General features: G+C 69.1%; 24 protein-coding genes. 13 read left to right on the top strand and 11 right to left on the bottom strand.

Annotated elements, in window-relative coordinates; translation table 11 throughout:
* The first annotated feature begins 8 nt into the window (after nt 1-8).
* Nucleotides 9-1,223, top strand: a complete 1,215-nt coding sequence (locus A5705_RS16865) for a hypothetical protein (RefSeq protein ID WP_068278711.1) — start codon at nt 9-11, stop codon at nt 1,221-1,223.
* A gap of 86 nt (nt 1,224-1,309) precedes the next feature.
* Here A5705_RS16865 and A5705_RS16860 read toward each other — a convergent pair whose 3' ends face one another.
* Nucleotides 1,310-2,110, bottom strand: coding sequence for a ParA family protein (locus tag A5705_RS16860; RefSeq protein WP_067883074.1), 801 nt, complete (start codon nt 2,108-2,110; stop codon nt 1,310-1,312).
* Nucleotides 2,111-2,209: 99 nt separating this feature from the next.
* Between A5705_RS16860 and A5705_RS16855 the strand changes: the two genes are divergently transcribed.
* The 3 genes from A5705_RS16855 to A5705_RS16845 are packed head-to-tail and all read left to right on the top strand — an operon-like array spanning nt 2,210 to nt 4,397.
* Entirely contained in the window at nt 2,210-2,821 is a 612-nt protein-coding gene (locus A5705_RS16855) for an acid phosphatase (RefSeq protein ID WP_067883073.1), read from the top strand.
* Nucleotides 2,818-3,918 (top strand): isochorismate synthase MenF, encoded by a 1,101-nt coding sequence (locus A5705_RS16850; RefSeq protein WP_067883072.1) that lies wholly within the window; start codon nt 2,818-2,820, stop codon nt 3,916-3,918. Before A5705_RS16855 ends, A5705_RS16850 begins: the two co-directional genes overlap by 4 nt.
* Nucleotides 3,915-4,397: a GNAT family N-acetyltransferase gene (locus A5705_RS16845; protein ID WP_067883071.1), complete on the top strand. Its 483-nt coding sequence runs from the start codon at nt 3,915-3,917 to the stop codon at nt 4,395-4,397. The genes A5705_RS16850 and A5705_RS16845 overlap by 4 nt, the downstream gene beginning before the upstream one ends.
* Here the strand turns inward: A5705_RS16845 and A5705_RS16840 are convergent.
* On the bottom strand, nt 4,349-4,783 hold the full coding sequence (locus A5705_RS16840; protein WP_067883070.1) for a hypothetical protein: 435 nt from the start codon (nt 4,781-4,783) through the stop codon (nt 4,349-4,351). The genes A5705_RS16845 and A5705_RS16840 overlap by 49 nt on opposite strands.
* 69 nt (nt 4,784-4,852) lie before the next feature.
* On the opposite strand from A5705_RS16840, the gene A5705_RS16835 reads away from it, so the two are divergent.
* Both A5705_RS16835 and whiB1 read left to right on the top strand, forming a co-directional pair.
* Nucleotides 4,853-5,818, top strand: a complete 966-nt coding sequence (locus tag A5705_RS16835) for a diacylglycerol kinase family protein (RefSeq protein WP_067883069.1) — start codon at nt 4,853-4,855, stop codon at nt 5,816-5,818.
* Nucleotides 5,819-6,088: 270 nt separating this feature from the next.
* Nucleotides 6,089-6,343: a transcriptional regulator WhiB1 gene (gene whiB1 / locus A5705_RS16830; RefSeq protein ID WP_066962223.1), complete on the top strand. Its 255-nt coding sequence runs from the start codon at nt 6,089-6,091 to the stop codon at nt 6,341-6,343.
* Nucleotides 6,344-6,406: 63 nt separating this feature from the next.
* Here the strand turns inward: whiB1 and A5705_RS16825 are convergent, their stop codons facing one another.
* A complete protein-coding gene (locus tag A5705_RS16825) occupies nt 6,407-7,909 on the bottom strand; it encodes a sensor histidine kinase (RefSeq protein WP_067883068.1) in 1,503 nt (500 codons plus the stop codon).
* Between the two features lie 49 nt (nt 7,910-7,958).
* Nucleotides 7,959-8,174, bottom strand: a complete 216-nt coding sequence (locus A5705_RS16820; protein ID WP_067883151.1) for a biotin/lipoyl-binding carrier protein — start codon at nt 8,172-8,174, stop codon at nt 7,959-7,961.
* 189 nt (nt 8,175-8,363) lie between these two features.
* Between A5705_RS16820 and A5705_RS29200 the strand changes: the two genes are divergently transcribed.
* Entirely contained in the window at nt 8,364-8,438 is a 75-nt protein-coding gene (locus tag A5705_RS29200; protein WP_003416889.1) for a 50S ribosomal protein bL37, read from the top strand.
* A gap of 9 nt (nt 8,439-8,447) precedes the next feature.
* Here the strand turns inward: A5705_RS29200 and rsrA are convergent, their stop codons facing one another.
* Both rsrA and A5705_RS16810 read right to left on the bottom strand, forming a co-directional pair.
* Nucleotides 8,448-8,753, bottom strand: a complete 306-nt coding sequence (rsrA, locus tag A5705_RS16815) for a mycothiol system anti-sigma-R factor (protein ID WP_067883067.1) — start codon at nt 8,751-8,753, stop codon at nt 8,448-8,450.
* Nucleotides 8,750-9,400: a sigma-70 family RNA polymerase sigma factor gene (locus A5705_RS16810; protein ID WP_067883066.1), complete on the bottom strand. Its 651-nt coding sequence runs from the start codon at nt 9,398-9,400 to the stop codon at nt 8,750-8,752. Before A5705_RS16810 ends, rsrA begins: the two co-directional genes overlap by 4 nt.
* A gap of 230 nt (nt 9,401-9,630) precedes the next feature.
* Between A5705_RS16810 and A5705_RS16805 the strand changes: the two genes are divergently transcribed.
* Nucleotides 9,631-10,479: an NAD(P)-dependent oxidoreductase gene (locus tag A5705_RS16805; protein ID WP_067883065.1), complete on the top strand. Its 849-nt coding sequence runs from the start codon at nt 9,631-9,633 to the stop codon at nt 10,477-10,479.
* 114 nt (nt 10,480-10,593) lie between these two features.
* Nucleotides 10,594-11,082, top strand: coding sequence for a YbaK/EbsC family protein (locus tag A5705_RS16800; protein ID WP_068278709.1), 489 nt, complete (start codon nt 10,594-10,596; stop codon nt 11,080-11,082).
* A gap of 84 nt (nt 11,083-11,166) precedes the next feature.
* Here A5705_RS16800 and A5705_RS16795 read toward each other — a convergent pair whose 3' ends face one another.
* The 3 genes from A5705_RS16795 to A5705_RS16785 are packed head-to-tail and all read right to left on the bottom strand — an operon-like array spanning nt 11,167 to nt 15,226.
* On the bottom strand, nt 11,167-11,994 hold the full coding sequence (locus A5705_RS16795; protein ID WP_067883150.1) for an alpha/beta fold hydrolase: 828 nt from the start codon (nt 11,992-11,994) through the stop codon (nt 11,167-11,169).
* A 26-nt stretch (nt 11,995-12,020) separates the two neighbouring features.
* Nucleotides 12,021-13,712: an alpha/beta hydrolase gene (locus A5705_RS16790; protein WP_068278707.1), complete on the bottom strand. Its 1,692-nt coding sequence runs from the start codon at nt 13,710-13,712 to the stop codon at nt 12,021-12,023.
* 2 nt (nt 13,713-13,714) lie between these two features.
* A complete protein-coding gene (locus A5705_RS16785) occupies nt 13,715-15,226 on the bottom strand; it encodes a long-chain fatty acid--CoA ligase (protein ID WP_068278705.1) in 1,512 nt (503 codons plus the stop codon).
* A gap of 143 nt (nt 15,227-15,369) precedes the next feature.
* Between A5705_RS16785 and A5705_RS16780 the strand changes: the two genes are divergently transcribed.
* Nucleotides 15,370-16,593: a CdaR family transcriptional regulator gene (locus A5705_RS16780; RefSeq protein WP_082956517.1), complete on the top strand. Its 1,224-nt coding sequence runs from the start codon at nt 15,370-15,372 to the stop codon at nt 16,591-16,593.
* Here the strand turns inward: A5705_RS16780 and A5705_RS16775 are convergent.
* On the bottom strand, nt 16,590-17,186 hold the full coding sequence (locus tag A5705_RS16775) for an HdeD family acid-resistance protein (protein ID WP_067883061.1): 597 nt from the start codon (nt 17,184-17,186) through the stop codon (nt 16,590-16,592). The two genes, A5705_RS16780 and A5705_RS16775, sit on opposite strands and share 4 nt — an antisense overlap.
* Nucleotides 17,187-17,475: 289 nt before the next feature.
* Between A5705_RS16775 and A5705_RS16770 the strand changes: the two genes are divergently transcribed.
* On the top strand, nt 17,476-17,670 hold the full coding sequence (locus A5705_RS16770) for a hypothetical protein (protein ID WP_067883060.1): 195 nt from the start codon (nt 17,476-17,478) through the stop codon (nt 17,668-17,670).
* Nucleotides 17,671-17,684: 14 nt separating this feature from the next.
* On the opposite strand, the gene A5705_RS16765 is transcribed toward A5705_RS16770, so the two are convergent.
* Nucleotides 17,685-18,983: a CdaR family transcriptional regulator gene (locus A5705_RS16765; protein ID WP_068278703.1), complete on the bottom strand. Its 1,299-nt coding sequence runs from the start codon at nt 18,981-18,983 to the stop codon at nt 17,685-17,687.
* Nucleotides 18,984-19,122: 139 nt separating this feature from the next.
* Here A5705_RS16765 and A5705_RS16760 point away from each other — a divergent pair, with 139 nt between their 5' ends.
* Both A5705_RS16760 and A5705_RS16755 read left to right on the top strand, forming a co-directional pair.
* Nucleotides 19,123-20,907 (top strand): DUF3556 domain-containing protein, encoded by a 1,785-nt coding sequence (locus tag A5705_RS16760; protein WP_068278701.1) that lies wholly within the window; start codon nt 19,123-19,125, stop codon nt 20,905-20,907.
* The gene (locus tag A5705_RS16755; RefSeq protein WP_068278699.1) at nt 20,904-22,325 is read left to right on the top strand and encodes an NAD(P)/FAD-dependent oxidoreductase; all 1,422 of its coding nucleotides are present in this window, start codon (nt 20,904-20,906) and stop codon (nt 22,323-22,325) included. The genes A5705_RS16760 and A5705_RS16755 overlap by 4 nt, the downstream gene beginning before the upstream one ends.
* Nucleotides 22,326-22,467: the final 142 nt, after the last annotated feature.

Here is a 22,467-nt window from a genome sequence, read left to right as displayed (position 1 = left end):
CCCGCCGCATGGTCAAACCGGAACGCCGGACCAAGGGCGACGTCCTGGCAGCCGCGGCGATCGCGGTCGTCATCGCCCTCGGGGCGGCGCTGATCTGGTGGACCAGCGATGCGCGGGCCACCGTCAGCCGCCCGGCCGCGATTCCGGTGCCCGCCCCGACCCCCGCGCGGGAGGTCCCGGCCACCCTGAAGCAACTGTGGACCGCTCGCAGCCCCGGCACCACGGCGCCGGTGGTGGTCAGCGGGACGATCGCCACGGCCGACGGCCGCCGGGTCGACGGGCGCGACCCGAGCACGGGCCAGTCCCGGTGGAGCTACGCGCGTGACACCGAGCTGTGCGGCCTGTCGTGGGTCTACCACTACGCCGTCGCGGTCTTCAGGGACGACCGCGGCTGCGGGCAGGTCAGCACCCTCGACGGGGCCACGGGCCGGCGCGGCGCCGCCCGCAGCGGCTACGCCGACCCGCGCGTGCGCCTGTCCTCCGACGGCACCACGGTGTTGTCGGTCGGCGACACCCGGCTGGAGCTGTGGCGCTCGGACATGGTCCGGATGCTCGCCTACGGCGAGACCGACGCCCGGGTGAAGCCGTCGGCGCGGGGCCTGCACTCGGGGTGCCGGCTGATCTCGGCGGCGGCCAGCTCGTCGGCGGTGTCGGTGCTGGAGAGCTGCGCGCAGCAGGCCGACCTGCGGCTGGTGCTGTTGCGCCCCGGCAAGGAGGACGACGAGCCCCAACAACACGTCGTCGCCGAGCCCGGGATAGGGGCGGCTTCGGGCGCCCGCGTGCTCGCCGTCTACGAGAACAACACCGCGGTGTACCTGCCGTCACCGCAGCCCCGGGTCGACGTGGTCGACGACACCGGCACCACCGTGGCCAGCACGCTGCTGCCCGGGCCGCCGTCGGCCTCGGCGGAGGTGTCGCAGACGGGCAACCTGGTGACCTGGTGGACCGGCGACTCGCTGATGGTGTTCGACGCCGGCACCATGACCCTGCGTTACACGATCGCCAAGGGAGAGACGACCGCGCCGCTGGGTCCGGGCGTGATGATGGCCGGCCGGCTGCTGGTGCCGGTCACCGGCTCGATCGGCGTGTACGACCCGGTCAGCGGCGCGAACCAACGCTACATCCCGGTGAACCGGGCGCCCGGCGACGCGGCGGTGGTCCCGGCAGTGTCGGGATCGCGGGTGTTCGAGCAGCGCGGTGACACCGTGGTGGCGTTGGGCTGACGGCCCTCGGCCTGGCGTGCCGAGCAGACGCAAAAGCCCCCGACACGCCGTGCATTCGGGGGCTTTTGCGTCTGCTCGCGCTGAAGCTAAACCTCGACGGCGAACGTCGGCAGCGGCTTGCCGGTCTTCCAGTGCCTGATCAACGCCTTGGCCAGCTCGCCGTAGGCGACGGCACCCTTGTTCTTGCGCCCCGCCATCACCGACGAGCCCGACGCGCTGGCCTCGGCGAAGCGCACCGTGCGCGGGATCGGCGGGGCGAGCACCGGCAGGTCGTAGCGGTCGGCGACGTCGAGCAACACGTCGCGGGTGTGGGTGGTGCGGGAGTCGTACAGCGTCGGGAGGGCGCCCAGCAGCCGCAACTCCGGATTGGTGATCTGCTGGACGTCGGCGACCGTGCGCAGGAACTGGCCGACGCCGCGGTGCGCGAGCGTCTCGCACTGCAGCGGCACGATGACCTCGTCGGCGGCCGTCAGGCCGTTGAGGGTGAGCACACCCAGCGACGGCGGGCAGTCGATGACGACCACGTCGAACTGGTCGGAGAGCTTGGCCAGCCCACGCTTCAGCGCGTATTCGCGACCGGCCCGCATCAGCAGCATCGCCTCGGCGCCCGCGAGGTCAATGTTGGCCGGCAGCAGCGTCATTCCCTCCATGGTGGAGACCAGCGCGGCGTTCGGCTCGACCTCGCCGAGCAGGACCTCGTGCACGGACACCGGCAGCTTGTCGGGATCCTGGCCGAGCGAGAAGGTCAGACAGCCCTGCGGGTCCAGGTCGACCAGCAGCACCCGCTTGCCCTCGTCCGCCATCGCCGCGCCCAGCGAGGCAACCGTCGTCGTCTTGGCGACGCCCCCCTTCTGATTGGCCACCGCCAGTACCCGGGTCTTATTCACAGGCGCCCGCCCCTCCTTGTTGCCGCGGTCACAGTGCCCATCCTGGCATGTTCGAACGCCGAGCGCTTCGGGCACGCCCGTCCGGCAGAATCGGTCGGCATGGGCATCTACAACCACCGGCTGGTCCTGCTGCGCCATGGCGAGACGCCGTGGTCCAAGTCCGGCCAGCACACGGGCCGTACGGATCTCGAGCTCACCGATCACGGGCGGGTCCAGGCCGAGCTCGCCGGCCGGGTTCTGCGCGAACTGAACCTCGCCGACCCCCTGGTGGTCAGCAGCCCGCGCATCCGGGCGCTGACCACGGCCAAGCTGGCCGGGCTGGCCGTCGACGAGGTGTCCGAGCTGCTCGCCGAATGGGATTACGGTGCCTACGAGGGGCTGACGACCCCGCAGATCCGCGAATCCGACCCCGACTGGCTGGTGTGGACGCACGGCTGCCCGGGCGGCGAGAGCGTGCAGCAGGTCAGCGACCGCGCGGACAAGGCCGTCGAATTCGCGCTGGGGCACATGGGCTCGCGCGACGTCGTCTTCGTGGGCCACAGCCACTTTTCCCGCTCGGTCATCACGCGCTGGGTCGAATTGCCCCTCGTCGAGGGCAGCCGCTTCTGGATGCTCGCCGGCTCGATCGCGGTGTGCGGGTTCGAGCACGGCGTGCGCCAGCTCGCCGCGCTCGGATTGACGGGCAACCCGCAGGCGATCGCGCCCGGGTGAGCGCGACCCAACCGCCGTTCGCGCTGTGCGGGCCGCGCGGGACCCTGGTTGCCGACAACGTGCGGGCGGCCTACCGCGACGTCGGCGCGGCCCAGGCGGCGCTGCGCTCGGGAGCGGCCCCAATAGTGTTGGGCGCGTTGCCTTTCGACGTGAGCGGACCCGCGGCCTTGCTGGCGCCGGACGCCGTGCGGTCCCTCGCCGGCCCGCCCGATTGGCCGACGGGCCCGCTGCCGCGGGTGCGCGTGGCCGCCGCGCTGCCGCCGCCGGCCGACTACCGCGAGCGGATCGGCCGCGCGCGGGACGTGCTGGCCGCGTCGGACAATCCGCTGCACAAGGTGGTGTTGGCGCGCGCGTTGCGGCTGGTCGCCGACGCTCCCCTGGACGCGCGGGTCATCCTGCGCCGGCTCGTCGCGGCGGACCCGGCCGCCTACGGCTACCTCGTCGACCTGACCGCCGCCGGCGACGAGTGCGCGGGAACCGCGCTGGTGGGCGCCAGCCCGGAGCTTCTTGTCGCGCGCACCGGCGACCGCGTGGTGTGCCGGCCGTTCGCCGGTTCGGCCCCGCGCGCCGCCGACCCGGAGGCCGACGCCGCCAACGGCGCCATGCTGGCCGCCTCGGCCAAGGACCGGCACGAGCATCGGCTGGTGATCGACGCGATGCGCGCCGCGCTGGAACCCCTGTGCGACGAGCTGACCATCGCGCCCGAACCGGAGTTGAGCCGTACCGCGGCGGTCTGGCACCTGTGCACGCCGATCAGCGGTCGGCTGCGCGACACGTCCACCACCGCAATCGATTTGGCGTTGGCGCTGCACCCCACCCCGGCTGTCGGCGGCGTTCCGACCAAGGCCGCCACCGAGCTCATCGCCGAGCTGGAGGGTGACCGCGGTTTCTATGCCGGGGCGGTCGGCTGGTGCGACGCCGCCGGCGACGGCCGCTGGGTGGTGTCCATCCGGTGCGCGCAGCTGTCGGCGGACCGCCGCACCGCGCTGGCGCGCGCCGGCGGCGGCATCGTCGCCGAATCCGACCCCGACGCCGAGGTCGCGGAAACCACAACGAAATTCGGCACTATCCTCACCGCGCTGGGCGTTGAGCAATGACAAAACACATACGCCGCGCAACACCGGAAGACGTCGCCGACATTACCGGCATGATCCACGCGCTGGCCGAATTCGAACGCGCCGCCGAGCAATGCACGGTCACCGAAACGCAAATTTCCACAGCGCTTTTCGGTACTCCACCCACCGTGCACGGGCATGTCGCCGAAGTCGACGGCGAGGTCGCCGCCATGGCGCTGTGGTTCGCCAACTTCTCCACCTGGGACGGTGTCGCGGGCATCTACCTCGAAGACCTGTTCGTGCGGCCGGGTTTTCGGCGCCGCGGCCTGGCCCGCGCCCTGCTGGCGGCACTCGCGCGCGAGTGCCTCGACCAGGGCTACACGCGGCTGTCGTGGGCGGTGCTGAACTGGAACGCCGACGCGATCGCGCTGTACGACGGCGTCGGCGCCGCGCCGCAGCCCGAGTGGACCACCTATCGGCTGTCCGGCCCGCGGTTGGCCGAACTCGCCGGACCGCCCTGATCGCGGCCCGCGGCCCAGCGCAGGGCCGGCGGACTGAACAGCAGGACCAACACCGCGGCCGCCAGGATGCCCACCGGGACGCCGACCGCCGGCCGGTGTGAGCCGGCCGCGAGGTACCACGCCACCGGAAGCAGCAGCAGCTGGGTGAAGATCCCCAGCCCGCGACCCCAGCGCCTGCCGCGCGCCAGCGCCCGCCCGGCGGCCAGCACCACCCCGCCGACCAGGAGGAACCACACCGCCGTGCCGAGTCCGTTGACCACCCGCTGGTCGGCCCCCGCGATGCCCCGCACCACCAGCGCCACGGCCACCGCCAGGGCGGCCACGCCCTGCACCGCGACGAGCAGACCCGCCACGCGGACCGCGGCCGGAGGGGGTGGCGGATTCACAGCGTCAGCGTAATCACCGGCACTTGCCCCAAAGCGGGGCCTTAACCGCCCCGCATAAGCTCGTGCATCATGCGCGCCGTGCTGATCGTGAACCCCACAGCCACTTCCACCACTCCAGCCGGTCGCGACCTGCTTGCGCACGCGCTCAAGAGCCGCCTGCAGCTCAACGTCGAGCACACCACCCATCGCGGTCACGGCGCCGAACTCGCGCAACGGGCTGTGCAGGACGGGATCGACCTGATCGTCGTGCACGGCGGCGACGGCACCGTCAGCGGCGTGGTCAACGGATTGCTGGGCCGCCCGGGCGCCTCCCCGTCGGGACCGGTGCCCGCGCTCGCGGTGGTCCCCGGCGGCTCGGCGAACGTGCTGGCCAGGTCGCTGGGCATCTCGCCGGACCCGATCGCCGCCACCAATCAGCTCATCCAGCTGCTCGACGACTACCGTCGCCGCCAGACCTGGCGCCGCATCAGCCTGATCGACTGCGGCGAGCGCTGGGCGGTGATCAACGCCGGGATGGGCGTCGATGCCGAGGTGGTCGCCGCGGTGGAGGCCCAGCGCAACAAGGGCATCAAGGTCAACGCGTTCCGGTATTGGCGCGTGGCGATACCCGTCACGGTGGCCTTCAGGCGCCGCGAACCCACCCTGACCGTCGAGTTGGCCGGCCGCGAGCCGGTCGCAGGGGTGCACTTCGCCTGGGTGTCCAACACCAGCCCGTGGACCTACAGCAACAGCCGGCCGTTGGTGACCAACCCGGGCTGCAGCTTCGAGTCGGGCCTCGGTGTGTTCGCGCTCACCGACATGAAGGTGCTTCCGACGCTCCGACTGGTCGCCCAGCTGCTCGGCAAGGGGCCCAAGGGGGAACCCAAACAGCTGATCCGCGACGACGACGCCCCTTGCGTGCGGGTGACGGCGACCGGCGAGCCGGTCGCCAGCCAGTTCGACGGCGATTATCTCGGCCTGCGCCAATCGATGACGTTCAGGTCGGTCCCCGATGTGCTGCCGGTGGTCGCGCCCCCCGGTAAAAACTATCCCTGACCTGCGGTAACGAAACGGCCCGAAAAACCCTTCGCCTGGAGCGGCCCGTTAGTGTAGTACAACGGAGTAAGGGCCTGACTAAGAAATCAGGGTAGTGAGATAGCCCACGAGGGTTACTCACGCTATTGACATCTGTTGAGCCTGTGAAACGATCGAAAGGTTGCATGCAGAAATTTGTGTAGGGGTGCGGACCCTTTTCTTGTGCACGCGTTAACAGCGAAGAAAATTGGCCGTGCGCCTTGCTGCGCACTCAGTGAGGAGTAATTACTTATGGATTGGCGCCACAAGGCGGTCTGTCGTGACGAGGACCCGGAGCTGTTCTTCCCGGTCGGGAACAGCGGCCCGGCGCTCGCGCAGATCGCTGACGCGAAACTGGTCTGCAATCGGTGCTCGGTGACCACGGAATGCCTTTCGTGGGCGCTGAACACCGGCCAGGACTCGGGCGTCTGGGGGGGCATGAGCGAAGACGAGCGGCGCGCACTCAAGCGCCGCAACGCCCGGACGAAGGCCCGTAGCGGAGTCTGACCAGCAGATCGCTAACAGTGCGGCCCCGACATTCGTCGGGGCCGCACTGTTGCGTCAGGGGATCTACAGCAGCAACCTGCTCCGGCGGCCGATCGGCACCCGCAGCACCACGTCGGTGCCGCGGGCGGCGGCGCGACGCATCCCCAGCGTCCCGTCCAGTTCAGCCGACACCAGGGTCCGCACGATCTGCAGGCCCAGGCTGTCGGAGTTCTCCAGGCTGAACCCGTCCGGCAGTCCGCGGCCGTCGTCGTGCACGACGACGTCGAGCCAGCGCGCGGAACGCTCGGCGCGAATGGTCACCGAACCCTCCTGGGCCGCCGGGTCGAATGCGTGCTCGATCGCGTTCTGGACGAGTTCGGTGATCACCATGATCAGGGCCGTAGCCCGGTCGGAGTCCAGCACGCCCAGGTCGCCGACCCGGTTGATCCGGATCGGCCGGTCCACCGAGGCCACGTCGTTCATGATCGGCAGGATCCGGTCGATGACCTCGTCGAGGTTCACCTGCTCGTCCACCGACATCGACAGCGCGTCGTGGACCAACGCGATCGACGACACGCGGCGCACCGACTCGATCAGGGCTTCCCGGCCTTCGGCATTGGCCGTGCGCCGCGCCTGCAGGCGCAGCAGGGCCGCCACCGTCTGCAGGTTGTTCTTCACCCGGTGGTGGATCTCGCGGATGGTGGCGTCCTTGGAGATCAGCGCCCGGTCGCGGCGCTTGACCTCGGTGATGTCGCGGATCAGCACGGCGGCGCCCGCGCTGGCGCCGTGAACCACCAACGGCAGCGTCCGCAACAAGACCGTGGCGCCGCCGGCGTCGACCTCCATCCGCATGCTCCGGCCGCCGGCGAGCAGGTCGCGCACGTGCTCGGCCACCTCCTGCGCCTCGAACGGGTCGGAGATCAGCGGCCGCGTCGCTTCGACGAGATGGTGGCCCTCCAGCTCCGACGTCAGGCCCATCCGGTGGTAGGCCGACAGCGCGTTGGGGCTGGCGTAGGCGACGACGCCGTCGACGTCGAGGCGGATGAAGCCGTCGCCCGCGCGCGGGGTGGAGCGCGACATGACGACGTCCCCGACGTCGGGAAAGGTGCCCTCGGCAAGCATCTGCACCAAGTCCATGGCGCAGTCGCGGTAGGCGGTCTCCAGCTGGCCGGGCGTGCGGTCGGCCGCTTCGGCGGTCTGGTGTCGTGTGATCGCCGCGACCACGTGGCCGCCGTACCGCACCGGGGAGGCCGTGACGTGGGGGCCGGGCAGCGGCCACGAATGCTCTTGGCCCGCATCGGCTTCCACCACGCCGGCGCCGGAGACGAACACCTCGTCGACGAGCGGCAGCCGGTCGGCGGTGACGACGGTGCCCACCGCATCGGTTTGCAGAACCGTGGGCGCGGTGTTGGGTCGGCACTGCGCCACGCACACCAGCATGCCGTCGTCGCGGCGCACCCACATCAGGTAGTCAGCGAAGGACAGGTCGGCCAGCAGCTGCCACTCCCCCACCACCGCGTGCAGGTGGTCGACCGCGTTGCCCGGCAGCATCGTGTGTTCGGCAAGCAGGTCACCGAGCGTGGACATGGATTACTCCCGCGTCGTTTCCGGGCGGCAGAGAGAAAGCGTCAAGCGGCTAGCTGATCACGGCGATGAGGTCGCCCGCCTGAATGACGTCGCCCACCGCCACACTGACCTTGCTGACCGTGCCGTCGACCTCGGCCAGGACGGGGATCTCCATCTTCATCGACTCCAGCAGCACGACGACGTCGCCCTTGCCGATCGGGTCACCCTCGCTCACAACAACCTCGAGCACGCTGGCCACGATCTCGGCGCGAACATCCTCCGCCATCTTCACCCCACTCGTCCCGGGCCATCTGTGCATGCTGGCTGCTGGTGCATCAAGGTCATGTATATCGAACCATAGGACCGGTTCCGAGGGCGGGACGCGGGGCGTGAGACAATGTGAGGCAACCTGACGGGCGCCCGGCGCCCTTTCTCGGCGAACCAATCAGCGACGAAGCAATCACGGAGGATGACGATGGCCAAGCGTGGCCGGAAGAAGCGCGACCGCAAGTACAGCAAGGCCAACCACGGCAAGCGGCCCAACTCCTAGTCGGGGCCGCTAGTCCGCTCCGCGGATGATGGTGGTCCGGCGGATTTCCAGCCGGAGGCGCTCCTTCAGCCCCTCGGGGGCCTTCTCGCCGGTGCATTTCGTCGCGATCAGGGCCTTGAGCCGCTCCTCGATGCCGTAGTGCTGGAAGCACCCGGGGCACGCCTCGAGATGATGGCGCAGCCGCTCCTTGGCCTCCGGGGTGCACTCGCCGTCGAGCAGGGTCCATACCTCGGCAATCACTTCGGCACACCCGATGCCGTGGGAGTGGCTGTCGTCGTCGGCGCGCGGGTCGGGGGGACCGGCGGACTCGCTCATGACGACACCTCCTCGTGCGCTTGCTGACCGCGGTTGAAACCGCGCTCCTTGGCCACGTCGGCCAACAGACCGCGGAGTTGCCGTCTGCCGCGGTGCAGCCGTGACATTACCGTCCCGATCGGCGTATCCATGATCTCGGCGATTTCCTTGTACGGAAATCCCTCGACGTCGGCGTAGTAGACCGCCATCCGGAACTCCTCCGGCAGGGCCTGCAGCGCCGCTTTGATCTCGTCGTCGGGCAGCGATTCCAGCGCCTCGACCTCCGCCGAACGCAACCCCGTCGAGGAATGCTCGGCGTTGGACGCCAACTGCCAGTCGGTGATCTCCTCGGTCGGGTATTCCGCCGGCTGACGCTGCCTCTTGCGGTAGCTGTTGATATAGGTGTTGGTCAGGATGCGGTACAGCCACGCCTTGAGGTTGGTGCCGGCCCGAAACGAGCGGAATCCCGCGTAGGCCTTCACCATCGTCTCCTGCAGCAGGTCCTCCGCGTCGGCGGGGTTGCGCGTCATGCGCAGCGCGCCGCCGTACAGCTGGTCCAGCAGGGGAATCGCGTCGCGCTCGAAGCGCGCCATCAGCTCCTCGTCGGTCTCCTCCGGCGGTGCCGGCTCGAGAGCCTCTAAACCGCTAGCGCCGTCGATATCGGCCATTTCGATTAACACGGTCCCTTCCGCAGCGGTGTCGCCGAGCGGCATCGAAAGCGCCGCCGGGCGCGCAAGCAGGCACGTCGCCGTTGGCACCAGACTGCTCCTCCCAATCTAGAGGCTGCCCCCGACAGTGTCTGCCTGGGCCTGCCGCGTCTGCATCAGAAACCGACTGCTGTAACAGCGCCGGGCGACCAGCTAATTCCCGGGTCTCCCGGTGGCGTTAGTGTGACGCCATGTCCCTGAACGGCAAGACCATGTTCATCTCCGGCGCCAGTCGCGGTATCGGCCTGGCCATCGCCAAACGCGCCGCACAGGATGGCGCCAACATCGCCCTGATCGCCAAGACCGCCGAGCCGCACCCGAAGCTGCCGGGCACGGTGTTCACCGCCGCCAAGGAGCTCGAGGACGCGGGCGGACAGGCCCTGCCGATCGTCGGGGACGTGCGCGACCCCGATTCGGTGGAGTCCGCGGTGGCCAAGACCGTCGAGCAATTCGGCGGCATCGACATCTGCGTCAACAACGCCTCGGCGATCAACCTGGGCTCCATCACCGAGGTGCCGATGAAGCGGTTCGACCTGATGAACGGCATCCAGGTGCGCGGCACGTATGCGGTGTCGCAGGCCTGCATCCCCCATCTGAAGGGCCGGGAGAACCCGCACATCCTGACGCTGTCGCCGCCGGTGCTGCTCGGCAAGGAGTGGCTCAAGCCGACCGCGTACATGATGGCCAAGTTCGGAATGACGTTGTGCGCGTTGGGGATTGCCGAGGAGATGCGCGAGGCGGGCATCGCGTCGAACACGCTGTGGCCGCGCACCTTGGTGGCCACGGCCGCGGTGCAGAACCTGCTCGGCGGCGACGAGGCCATGGGCCGGGCCCGCAAGCCCGAGGTGTACTCCGACGCGGCCTACGTCATCCTCAACAAGCCCGCCCGCGAGTACACCGGCAACACGCTGCTGTGCGAAGACGTGCTGGTGGAATCGGGCGTCACCGACCTGTCGGTGTACAACTGCGTACCGGGTTCGCAGCTCGGCGTCGACTTCTGGGTGGACGGCGTCAACCCGCCGGGGTACACGGGTCCGTAGTCGTGATCGCAAGCGCGGCGCAGCCAGGCGCAGCGGGTCACGACCATGGGACGTAGTCGTGATCGCAAGCGCGGCGCAGCCGGGCGCAGCGGGTCACGACCATGGGACGTAGTCGTGGCCGGTGCCGCCACGCCGGCGATCGCCGCACTGGTGCAGGCCGGCGTTGCGCACGAGGTCGTCAGATTCTCCCACGATCCCCGCGAAGCGTCGTACGGCGCCGAGGCGGTGCACGCGCTGACCGAAGCGCACGGGATCGCGCCGGGGCAGATCTACAAGACCCTGGTCATGGCGGTGCCTGGCGGGCTGGCGGTCGCGGTGCTGCCCGCACCGGCCCGGCTGTCGCTGAAGGCGGCCGCCGCCGCGCTGGGTGTCGCCAAGGCGAGCATGGCCGAACCGGCGGCCGCCCAGCGGGCCACCGGCTACGTCGTCGGCGCCATTTCGCCGTTCGGTCAGCGCCGGGCGCTGCCCACGGTCATCGACGCCGGCGCCCTCGACTGGGAGCGGGTGTACTGCAGCGCGGGAAGGCGCGGCTGGGACGTCGGTGTCGCGCCGCAGGATCTGATCCGGCTCACCGCCGCGATCACCGCCGACATCGCGGCCTGAGCCCGCGAGCGTAACCGGGCTGCGGTTTTCCGGGTGGATTTTCGCAGTGCGGTCAGGCTCGAAGCGCGCGGAACGCGCCGCGGCTCAGGCTCGGTCGCCCGCCTCGCTGAGAAAGCCCTCGATGACGGGTGCGAGTTCGGTCGCGTTGTGCACGATGTCGATGTGGCCGCCCGAATGCAGGTAGAGAATCGCATGGGGCAGCAGCCGGTGCAGGATGTGCGCGTTGACCACCGGGATGATCGGGTCGTCGGTGCCCGAGACGATCAGCGTCTCCTGCCGCACCGCGGGCAGCGCGAACAGGCTGGTCCACACCGAGCCCGCGAGCAGTTGGTGCAGGTAGCCGAGCTTCGACCCGGCGTGCAACTGCCGCACGAACAGGCGCGCCACGTCTTCACCGTGGGCGCGCACGGTACCGCCGTAGAGATCACCGGCGATCGACGCGGCGTAGTCGGGATCCGAAAACCGCCGCGGGGTGATCATTTTCGACAGCACCGATAAGCGGGCGGGCACCATGAGCACGCCGGTGCCGGTCGCCACCAACACCATCCGCCGGCAACGACGCGGATTCTGGAAGGCGAACTGCTGCGCCAGCGCGCCGCCCCACGACAGCCCGAAGATGTCCACCACGCCGATGTCGAGCTTGGACAGCACCCGGCCCAAAACCCAGGCCAGGTAGGGAAACCCATACGGCAGCGGCGACGTCGGCGATCCCCCGGTGCCCGGCACGTCGAACCTGACCACGGTCATCGGCAGCTGCTCGACCAGCGGATCGAGCACCTCCAGGCTCGCCCCGATGCCGTTGCACAGCACCAGCGGCACGCCCGTGCCTTCGCGCACGTTCACCCGGATCCGCTGCCCGCCGGCACTGACGTAGCGCTCCTCGCCGATCGTGCTCGGCGTTACCACGCGCAGGCGCCTCTGCGGTGCGCCACGCTTGCTCACTTCTCCATCACATAACCGCCGGGGGCCGGCCCAAGTGGCGGAAGCCCCTCGCCGCCGAGCGCTTTCGGAGCATCGACCTTCGGGCCGCTGCGCTCGTCGAGCCACTCGACGTAGTCCGGCCACCAGGAGTCGCTCGACTGCGTCGACGACTCCAGCCACTGTTGCGGATCCTCGGCGTCGACCGGTCCGGTGCGGTAGGACGCCTTCGGGTTGCCCGGCGGGTTGACCAACGCCGCAATGTGGCCGCTGGTGGACAGCACGTAGCGGTTGTCCTTGCTGCCGAGCAGTCGGGCGCTGCGATAGGTCGCCTGCCACGGTGAGATGTGATCGGCGACGCCTCCGACGACGTACGCGTCGGCGGTGACCTTCCCCAGGTCGACCGGGCTGTCCAGCATGGTGAGCGCGCCAGGGGTGACGAGGGCGTTGCGTTGCGCCATCAAAATCATGTCGCGGTGCAATGCGGCGGTCATCCGGGTGGTGTCGGCATTCCAGAACAACACGTCGAACGCCGCGGGCTTGCGGCCCTGCACGTAGTTGTTCACCCAGTACCGCCAGACCAGATCGGTGGGCCGCAGCCAGGCGAAGATCTCCGCCATGTCGCGCCCGTCGAGATAGCCCTTGCGGCCCGAGACGCGGATCGCCGCCTGGGCGCCGCGATCGCTCATCATGGCGGCCGCGAAACCGGCGCGCGTCTCGTCCAGCACGGTGACCGATAGGTTCAGGCCGGCCACCCGGTCACCCTCGCCGATGTCAGCCAGGTGCGCCGCCGTCATCGCGGCCAGGATTCCGCCCGAGCAGGTGGCCAACAGATGGGTGCTGTCCGTCCCGGCGATCTTCTGCACCGCGTCCATCGCCTCGACGATCGCGGCGCCGTACGCGTCGAAGCCCCAATCCCGGTGCCGCTTTTGCGGATTGCGCCAGGAGATGGCGAAGACCTGCTGGCCCTGCTGCACGAAGTACTCGATCATGCTGCGCCCGGGTGCGATGTCCATGATGTAGAACTTGTTGATCACCGGCGGCACCATCAACAACGGGATCGCATTGACCTTCGGTGTCTGCGGGGCGTACTGGATCAGCTCGAACATCGAGGTCTGCAGCACGACCGCCCCCTTGGTGACCGCCAGGGTCTCGCCCACCGCGAAGGCGTCCGGCTCCACCATTGCGGGGACCCGAGGCTTCGAAAGCATGTCCCGCGCAAAGGCTTTGACGCCCCGGACGGCGCTCAGGCCGCCGGTGTCGATCATCGCCTTCCAGCCGAGCGGGCTGATCAGCGGGTTGTTGCTGGGCGCCAGGCCCTCGACGAGGTTGTCGACGACGAACTGCATCCGCTGATTGTCGCGCCAATCCAGCTCGGCTTCGGCGAGCAGCCCCTCGGCGGCCTCGGCGGTCGCCAGATAGGCCTGCATGATCCGGTGCAGCAATGGATTGTCCTGCCAGGCGGTGTCGCTGAAGCGCTTGTCGGCCCGGGCCGGCACGCGGTGCGAGTTGCCGGCCGCGATGGCGCCGAGTTCGCGGGTGAGGGCGGCGGCCCGGCCGGCCACCGCGCCGGGACGCTGCGCGAGGTTGGCGCCGAAGCGGGCCCAGGTGGCGTCCGGCATCATCCGGCTGGCAAACGGTTTGGTGGCACTGCTCAGCAGCAGGTCGAGGGGTGCGGCCAGCTCGTCGGCTTTCGCGGTTTGGGTGACCATGGTTATCGCGTGCTTTCGGTTGTCGGAACGGTGATTTCGCGCTTGAGGACCTTGCCGGTGGGTCCCTTGGGCAAGGTGTCGAGGAGCCACACCAGGCGCGGGTATTTGTAGGCGGCCACCCGCGCCTTGACGTACTCGACCAACTCTTCGGGCTCGACGGCTGCGCCCTCCTTGAGCGCGACGGCGGCGCCGACCTCCTCGCCGAGGGAATCGTGCGGGACGCCGACGACGGCGGCTTCGGCCACCGCCGGATGCTCGTAGAGCACCTCCTCGATCTCGCGGGGATAGACGTTGTACCCGCCGCGGATGATCATGTCCTTGGTCCGGTCGACGATGTAGAAGTAGCCGTCCTCGTCGACCCGGCCGACGTCGCCGGTGTTCAGCCAGCCGTCGGCGGTGATGGTGGTCGCGGTGGCCTCCGGCAGGTTCCAGTAGCCCTTCATCACGTTGTGGCCGCGGATCTGCACCTCGCCCGCCTGCCCCTGCGGCACCTCGACGCCGTCGAGGTCGACCACCCGCATCTCGACACCCTCGATCGGGGTCCCGATCGAACCGGCCTTGCGCGGCCGGTTCGGGTGATTGAACGCCGCCACCGGGGAGCTCTCGGAGAGCCCGTACCCCTCGAGAACCGGGCAGCCGAACGCCTTTTCGAAGTCGGTGAGCACCTGGACCGGCAGCGCCGCGCCGCCGGAGACGCAGATCCGCAGGCTGCGCGCCGCCCCCGGCGCGGCGTCGGCCGCCACGGCCAGCAGTGCCGAATACATCGTCGGCACGCCCTGGAAGACGGTGACGGCGTCGCGCTCGATCACCTCGAGCGCCTTGTGCGGGTCGAACCGCGGGATCAGCGTCAACGTCGCGCCGGCGCGGACGGCGCCGTTGAGGCCACAGGTCAGGCCGAAGACGTGAAACAGCGGCAGGCAGCCCATCACCACGTCGTCCGGCCCGGTGTCGATCAGGGTGCGGACGCTGACGTCGGCGTTGCGCCGGAGATTGCCGTGGGTGAGCATGGCGCCCTTGGGCTTACCGGTGGTCCCGGAGGTGTGCAGGATGACCGCGACGTCCTCGTCGTCGCGCGGTACCGGGGAGCCCTGGGCGGGCAGGTCGGCGATGAGGTCGGCCAGCCCGGCGTCGTCAACGAGCCAGCACTGCACCCCGGTCCCGGCCGCCCCGGCGGTGACCTCCTCGGCGAAGGCCGGCGTCGCGAACATGGCCTTGGCGCCGCTGTTGGACAGGTAATAGGCGATCTCGCGGGCCTTGAGCAGGGGATTCATCGGTACGGCGACGGCGCCGCGATAGGCGATGCCGTAGAAGGCGATGGCGAAGGCGGGCGTGTTGGGCAGCATCACGCCCACCCGGTCGCCCGGCTCGATCCCCGCCCGCTCCAGCAGCGTCGCCACCCGGGCCGCCGCGTCGTCGAATTCGGCGTAGGTGAGCTGCAGGTCGCCGCACCGCAGCGCCACGCCTCGTGGGTGACGATTCTTCGACGCGGCGAGATCGGCGCTCAGAGCGGTCATGGGATGCCTCCGGGACGTGCCAATGGTGCGTGCTTCAAGCGTGATCCAGGGCACCCCTGGCCACAATGTTCGCGCAAACAACAGCCGACCCCGTTCGGTGTGAGCGGTCACATTCGGCGGTCCCGGGGCTTAAGGTTTGCGGTATGGGCGTGGCATCGGAGCACCGCGGCGTCCGACCTGATGCGGCGGCGGACCCGCACGTCGTGGAGCTCAGCAAGCTGATGACGTCCCGCGCCCCGAAACTGGGACGAGCGATGGCCGACCTGCTCTGCCGTGAAATCGACGCCTACCGCGACGGCACGGTCGTCACCAAGGAACAGGTCGCCGAAAGCTGTGCGGCGAACGTGGCGTTCATCTTCGACTCGCTCACCCGCGGCGCCGATGTCGACGTCTCGCCCGCCGAGCGCACCGGCACCGAGCGTGCGATCGCCGGGGTGCCGCTGCCGGCGGTGATGACCGCCTACCGCATCGGGTTTCGGTTCGTGTGGGAGGAGACCCTCGCCGTCGCCCGCGCCGCGGGCATACCCACCGACGCCATACTGGACGCCACCGCGCGGATCTTCTTTGCCCAGGAGACGTTCACCCAGGCGATGGCCAGCGCCTACCGCCAGCAGCTGACCACGCAGATCATCGAGCGCGAGGAAGAGCGATCGGCGTTGGTCGAGGCGCTGCTGGCTCATCGGATCACCGACCGGCAAAGCCTTTGGGAGGCAGCCGATTTACTTCGGCTGCCCACCTCCGGACCCTACGTCGTGGTGGCCGCCGAGCTGCCCGCGATCGGGCGGCTGGGGTTGCCGGCGATCGAAAACAAGCTGTCGGCAAGGGACATTCGGTCCGCGTGGCGGCTGTTGCCCGACCTGCAGGTGGGCATCGTCCACCTGCGCGGGCCGCGGACGGCCGCCGGCATGGGCATCCTCGTCGAGGTGCTGGGTGAGGCCGCGACGGCGCGGGTCGGCATCAGCCCGACGTTTCGCGATCTGGCCGAGACCAGCGACGCATTGCGATTGGCCAGGCTCGCGGTCACCGGCAAGCCCTCCGGCGAGTCGCTGGTTTCGTTGTTCGACGACACCCCCCTGGCCGTCGCGGCGGTCAGCGCGCCCGAGGTGATGGCGAAGATCAAGAACCTGGTGCTGTCGCGCCTCGACGAGCTGCCCGCCGAGGAACGTGCCATCCTGCTCGACACGTTCCGGGCCTGGGTAGAGGCGGGCGGCTCGGCCAACGACACCGCGGCGAAGATCTTCTGCCACCCCAACACGGTGCGGCACCGGCTGCGCCGCATCGAGGAGCTGACCGGCCGATCACTCTCGCGGCCAAGGGATCTCGCCGAGCTGTGCCTGGCGCTCGAGGTGGAGCGGCGCCTGCCCTAACGGGCCCCGACCGATTGCGCCACCTGCTTCGCCTGGTGGCGAACCTGGAACCCGCTGACGATGTCCACGATGCCTATCGCGATCAGCCAGCAACCGGCGACCAGGGTCAGGACCGCGATCGAATCCATCGGGTAGATGATCAGCACCACGCCGCCGGCGACGATGATGATGCCGGAGAGTATCTGCCAGCCGCGACCGGGCAGGTGATCGAAGGACAGCGCCGCGGCGAGCAGCGTCATCCCGCGGAACACCCAGCTGATGCCGATCCACAGGGCCAGCAGCCAGACCGCCTCGAATTTGTCGCGGAAACAGAAGACGCCGAGCACCACCGACACGGCGCCGGTGAGGAAGGCCAACACCCGCATCGCGGCCCCGATGTGGGTTCCGAAAGCGGCGAACATGTAGCCGATCCCGGACACCACCAGGTAGATACCGAACAGCACGCCGGCCACGAACAGGGTCTTGCCCGGCCAGGCCAACACAATGACACCGAGTGCGATGGCCACGATGCCGATAAACAGAGTCAATTGCCACGCGCTACGTGCCAACTGCTGCAGCGGACGCTCGAAAACAGTGTTCTCGGTAGTTGTCATGTAAATATGATTTGCCTTCTCGGTGGCAAACGTATAGGGCCTTTTGGACACAATTCGGCAACGCGCAATGTCATGGCCAACAATGCGCCCCGCTCAGCGATAACGGATCAGCGCCGCATCCATTTGTCGCCCGAAGACAACAACGCGTCGCAACTTCGTCGTCCCGCGACATCGCCGCACCGGAGCGGCGCCGCTACGTTCTGCGACGAACCGCCGAATCGATCCTGGCTGGACCAATTCGCAACCGCCACAACCAATTCGATTCCACTCAGCGAGGAAGCGCAGGTTGATGATGTTTGAATCGATGCTCGTGATCATGATCTACGTCATGGGCGTCTTCACGCCCGTCCTGATTCCGGCGACCATCCATGCGGTCCATTTTCTGCGCGATTGGCGCTCGGCGCGGCCACTGCGCGCGGTGTCGAGGGTGCGCCTCCCGCGGCTCCTGGTCTCCCGTCGCGTCGCCATTCCCGCCGCGGGGTGATGCCGCCGGCCGGCTCATTTGGGCTGCAGCACCGCGCTCCCGTACCAGTGGCATGCTTGCAACGCCAGTTCCACATCGAGCCGGTCAGCGCCGATCTCCCGTCCGCGCCGGGCGACGGCCCGGCCCACTCGGTATTTCACCGAGTTGAAGTGCATGTTGAGCTCCTCGGCGGCCAATTTGTAACTGGAACCGCAGCCCAGAAATATCCGCAAAGTCTCCCGTAGCCGCGCGTCGTTGTCGCTGTCGCTCGCGAGGTCGCCGAGCACGCTCGCCACCCATTCCCGGGTGCCCGCCACGTCGCCGCCCAGGCGGGCCACGACGGAGAGGCCCGGATCGGCCGCGGCGATCACCGCCGGACCCGACGAGGCCGTCCGCTGGGCGACCATCGCGACGCCGCGGGCCTCGACCGCCGCACGGTGGGAGCGGCGAAAGCCCTCGACGCCGGCCCCCGTCGTTCCAATCGCGACATTCGGCGAATCCGACCGGCCCAGGGCGAAGCGCCGGACCTTCTCGACGACGTCGGCGGCCGCGGCGCGGAAGGGCAGCCACGCCCACGCGCAGCTTTGGTCGGCGGGGACGAAGAGCGGCCCCGCATCGGCGGCGACCGCGTCGGCCAGATCGCGCATGAACCGTTGCAGCCGCGTGAGTTCGTCGCCCGCGTCGCCCTGATCCGGGTACCACATGATGAGGCCCACGTGGTGCCACCGCAGCGGATAACGGATCACCGTGGTGGCCGCGTCGATGTCGACAACCCTGTTGGACGACAACACTTCACGCACCCGCATACCGCGAAGGCTGTTCTGGTTGTCCAGCCATCGTTCGCGCTCTTCTTCGTACACCGCCACGACCTGTTGCGACATCCAGTCGATGTAGGCGAACATCGCGGCGCTCATCGCCTCGATCACCGCCACCCGCGCCGAGTCGGGGATGTCGACCGCGTGCAGCTCGGCGAATACCAGCTCGTTCATCCGGCGCTGACCGAGCCGGTAGGCACGCACCAACGCGTTGACCGGCACCCCGTGTTGCGCCAGCCGGCGGGCATACTCGAGCGCGGCGGTCGGCGCCTCAACGCGCTCGACCGCGATGTCGTAGCGCAGCGCGTGCAGCATCGTGTCGACGTTTCCCTCGACGCTGGCACCGAGCAACTCCGTGATCCGCGGCTCGCGCGGCAGATCCGGGATCTGTTCCTCGAGGGCGCGATGAATCTCAGACGTCACGTCGGCCAATCTGCGGTGCAGTCGGCCGGCGACCTCGGCGACGTAACCCCGCACCCCCACGTCGGCGTCCGGGGCGTCGACGTGCGATTTCTTCACCTCAATGACGTTAGACGCCGACGTTGTCTTCTGGCGATAACTGCGGTGGGCGGTTTTGTCGCTTCGCGACTGTGTCGCGCCGCACTCCGCGCCTAGCTTTGTCGCCACGGTTACTCCCGAAGCCGAAGGAGCGAAGGAAATGGGATTCAAACAGCCAGATCTCGCCGCGGTCGACCCGGACACCTTCCTGCAGAAGCCGCTGATGGAGCGGATGCGGATCCTCGCCCTCGATTGGGGCGAAAAGGGCTTCGGCTCGCCCAAGATGGTGCACGCCATCTACATCCTCAAGCTGGTCGTTTTCTTCGCCATCGGCGGCATCACGGTCGCGACGGCGACCTCGGGGCTGCCGGCCTTCTGGCATGTCACGCAGTGGTGGAACCAACCGATCGTCTACCAGAAGGTGATCCTGTGGACGGTGCTACTCGAGGCCATCGGCGTGGCCGGTTCCTGGGGTCCGTTGGCCGGCAAGGTCAAGCCGATGACCGGCGGCATTCTGTTCTGGGCCCGGCCCGGCACCATCCGGCTGCGGCCGTGGAAGTGGGTGCCGTTCACGCGAGGTGACCGGCGGACCTGGTTCGACATCGCGGTGTACCTGGCGCTGTTGGTCACCCTGGCCGTCGCGCTGCTATCACCCGGTGTGCACAGCGAATCGTTGACAAAAGCTCTGCCGCACAACACCTCCGGCCTCGTGAACCCGGCCCTGTTGGTCGCGCCGATCGCGCTGCTGGTGCTGATCGGGCTGCGCGACAAGACCGTTTTCCTGGCCGCCCGAGGGGAACAGTATCTGCCGGTTCTGGTCGTGTTCGCCGCGTCGCCTTTCGTCAACATGATCATCGCGCTGAAGCTGGTGATCGTGGTGGTGTGGATCGGCGCCGGCTTCTCGAAATTCGGTAAGCACTTCGCCAACGTCATCCCGCCGATGGTCAGCAACACGATCTACCTGCCCACCCGGGTGCGCCGGGCACACTACCGCGACTTCGGGCGCGACATGCGGCCGTCGCGGGTGGCGAAGTTCATGGCGCACGTCAACGGCACCACGGTCGAGATCGTCGCCCCGCTCGTCCTGTTGTTCTCCACCAACAAGTGGCTGACGCTGGCGGCGGCGCTGCTGATGGTGGGATTCCACTTGTTCATCATTTCGACGTTCCCGCTGGCCGTTCCGCTGGAATGGAACGTCGTGTTCGGCTACACCGCGGTGTTCCTGTTCCTCGGGTTCCCCAACTGGAACGGCTATGCCCCGTGGGACATGACGCCACCGTGGCTCGCCCCGGTGATCGCCGCCATCCTGGTGTTCTACCCGGTGCTGGGCAACCTGCGGCCGGACAAGGTGTCCTTCCTGCCGTCGATGCGCCAGTACGCGGGCAACTGGGCCTCGGCGATGTGGGCCTTCACGCCGGGCGCCGAGCAGAAACTGAACCGGGTGACCCGCACCGCTGCCAACCAGATCGACCAGTTCGTCGCCGCCGGCTACGAGCCGAAGTGGGCAGAGGTCACCATGCAGAAGACGATCGCCTGGCGCAGCATGCACAGCCAGGGGCGCGGCTTGTTCTCGCTGCTGTTGACCCACCTGCCCGACGTCGACGCCCGCATCGTGCGCGAGGGTGAGTTCGTGTGCAATTCCCTCATCGGCTTCAATTTCGGCGATGGGCACCTGCACAATGAAGACTTGATCCGTGCCGCGCAGAGCGAAGCCGCGTTCGAGCCGGGCGAGTGCGTCATCGCCTGGGTCGAGTCCGAGGCGTTCGGCAGCGGCGTGCAGCACTACAAGCTGATCGACGCGGCGCTCGGGGTCGTTGAGCGGGGGACATGGAAGGTGGCCGACGCCGTCGCCGAGCAACCGTGGCTGCCCAACGGCCCTATCCCGCTTCAGGTCGGTTGGTCGCTGCTGGGCACGGCGGCGGTCAAGGCGGGCTCACTGACATGACAACCGCGCTGGTGGTGGGCGGCGGCCCCAACGGGCTCGCCGCCGCCATCTGCCTGGCGGCCGAGGGCGTGCAGGTCACCGTGCTCGAGGCCGCCGACGAGGTGGGCGGCGGTGCGCGCAGCAGCGAGGCGATCGTCCCGGGTCTGCTGCACGACCACTGCTCGGCGATCCACCCGATGGCCGTCGGCTCACCGTTCCTGAGCCGTTTCGGGCTGGAGCGCTACGGCCTCACCTGGCGGTGGCCCGCGATCGATTGCGTGCACCCCCTCGACGGTGGCGGTGCCGGCGTCCTGCACCGCTCGGTGGCGCGGACCGCGGCCGGTCTCGGCCGCGACGGATCGCGATGGAGGCTGGCGTTCGGCTACTCGGCTTCCCGCTTCGACGCGCTGAGCGAGGACATCATGCGGCCCCTGCTGCGGATCCCGCGTCATCCGCTGATGCTGGCCCGGTTCGGCGCCCCGACCGTGCTTCCCGGGTCGACGTTCGCCCGGTTCTTCCGCACCGAAGAGGGGCGGGCGTTGTTCGGCGGCGTTGCGGCCCATACTTTTCGGCCGCTGCACTACCCGATGACCTCGGCCATCGGGATGGGCATCATCGCCGCCGGCCACCGGCACGGCTGGGCGGTCGCCGAGGGTGGGTCGCAGGCGATCACCAACGCGATGGTGGCGCTGCTGACCGACCTGGGCGGCAAGATCGCGACGGGCGTCCGGGTTCAGGCGGCGTCGCAGCTGCCGCCGGCTGACGTCACGATGTTCGACCTGGCGCCGGAGGCCGTCGCGGCGATCGTGGGTGATCGTCTTCCACGCCGGATCTCGCGCTCCTTCAGGCGGTTTCGCCGTGGCCCCGGCGCGTTCAAGGTCGACTTCGCCGTCGAGGGCGGCGTGCCGTGGACCAACGCCGACGCGCATCGGGCGGGCACGGTGCACCTGGCCGGGACCTACTCCGAGCTGGCCGCGACCGAGCGGGAGATCCATGCCGGACGGATGCCGGAGCGCCCGTTCGTGTTGGTGGGTCAGCAGTACCTGGCCGATCCGCAGCGCTCGGTGGGCGATACGCATCCCGTGTGGAGCTACGCGCACGTGCCCAACGGCTATGCCGGCGACGCCACCGAGGCGATCGTCGCGCAGATCGAGCGGTTCGCCCCGGGTTTCCGCGACCGCGTCGTCGGCCTCGCGGTGCGCCCGACGACGCAGATGGACGCCTACAACCCCAACTTCGTCGGCGGCGACATCATGACCGGAGCCAAGGACATCCGCCAGTTGACGTTCGGGCCGCGGATAACCCTGTCGCCCTACACCATTGGGGTGCCGGGCATGTACATCTGCTCGGCCGCCACCCCGCCCGGGCCCGGCGCCCACGGCATGTGCGGCGCGAACGCGGCCGCACATGCCCTCGGCTACCTCCGCACCGTCGCCTGATCGCCGCCGCCATCGCCGGTCGACAAACGCGGCGGCATTCTTCGTCGACTCGCGACGATGGAATGGACCGGCCGACACCGACGCAGGGAAACTGGAACAACTTCTGGCGTGTCCCGGACCGCACGGCCGCCGGTATGTGGCG

Origin of the sequence: Mycobacterium sp. E787 (assembly GCF_001668725.1) — a bacterium.
Classification (GTDB): domain Bacteria; phylum Actinomycetota; class Actinomycetes; order Mycobacteriales; family Mycobacteriaceae; genus Mycobacterium.
This window is presented reverse-complemented; position numbering and strand designations above follow the sequence as displayed.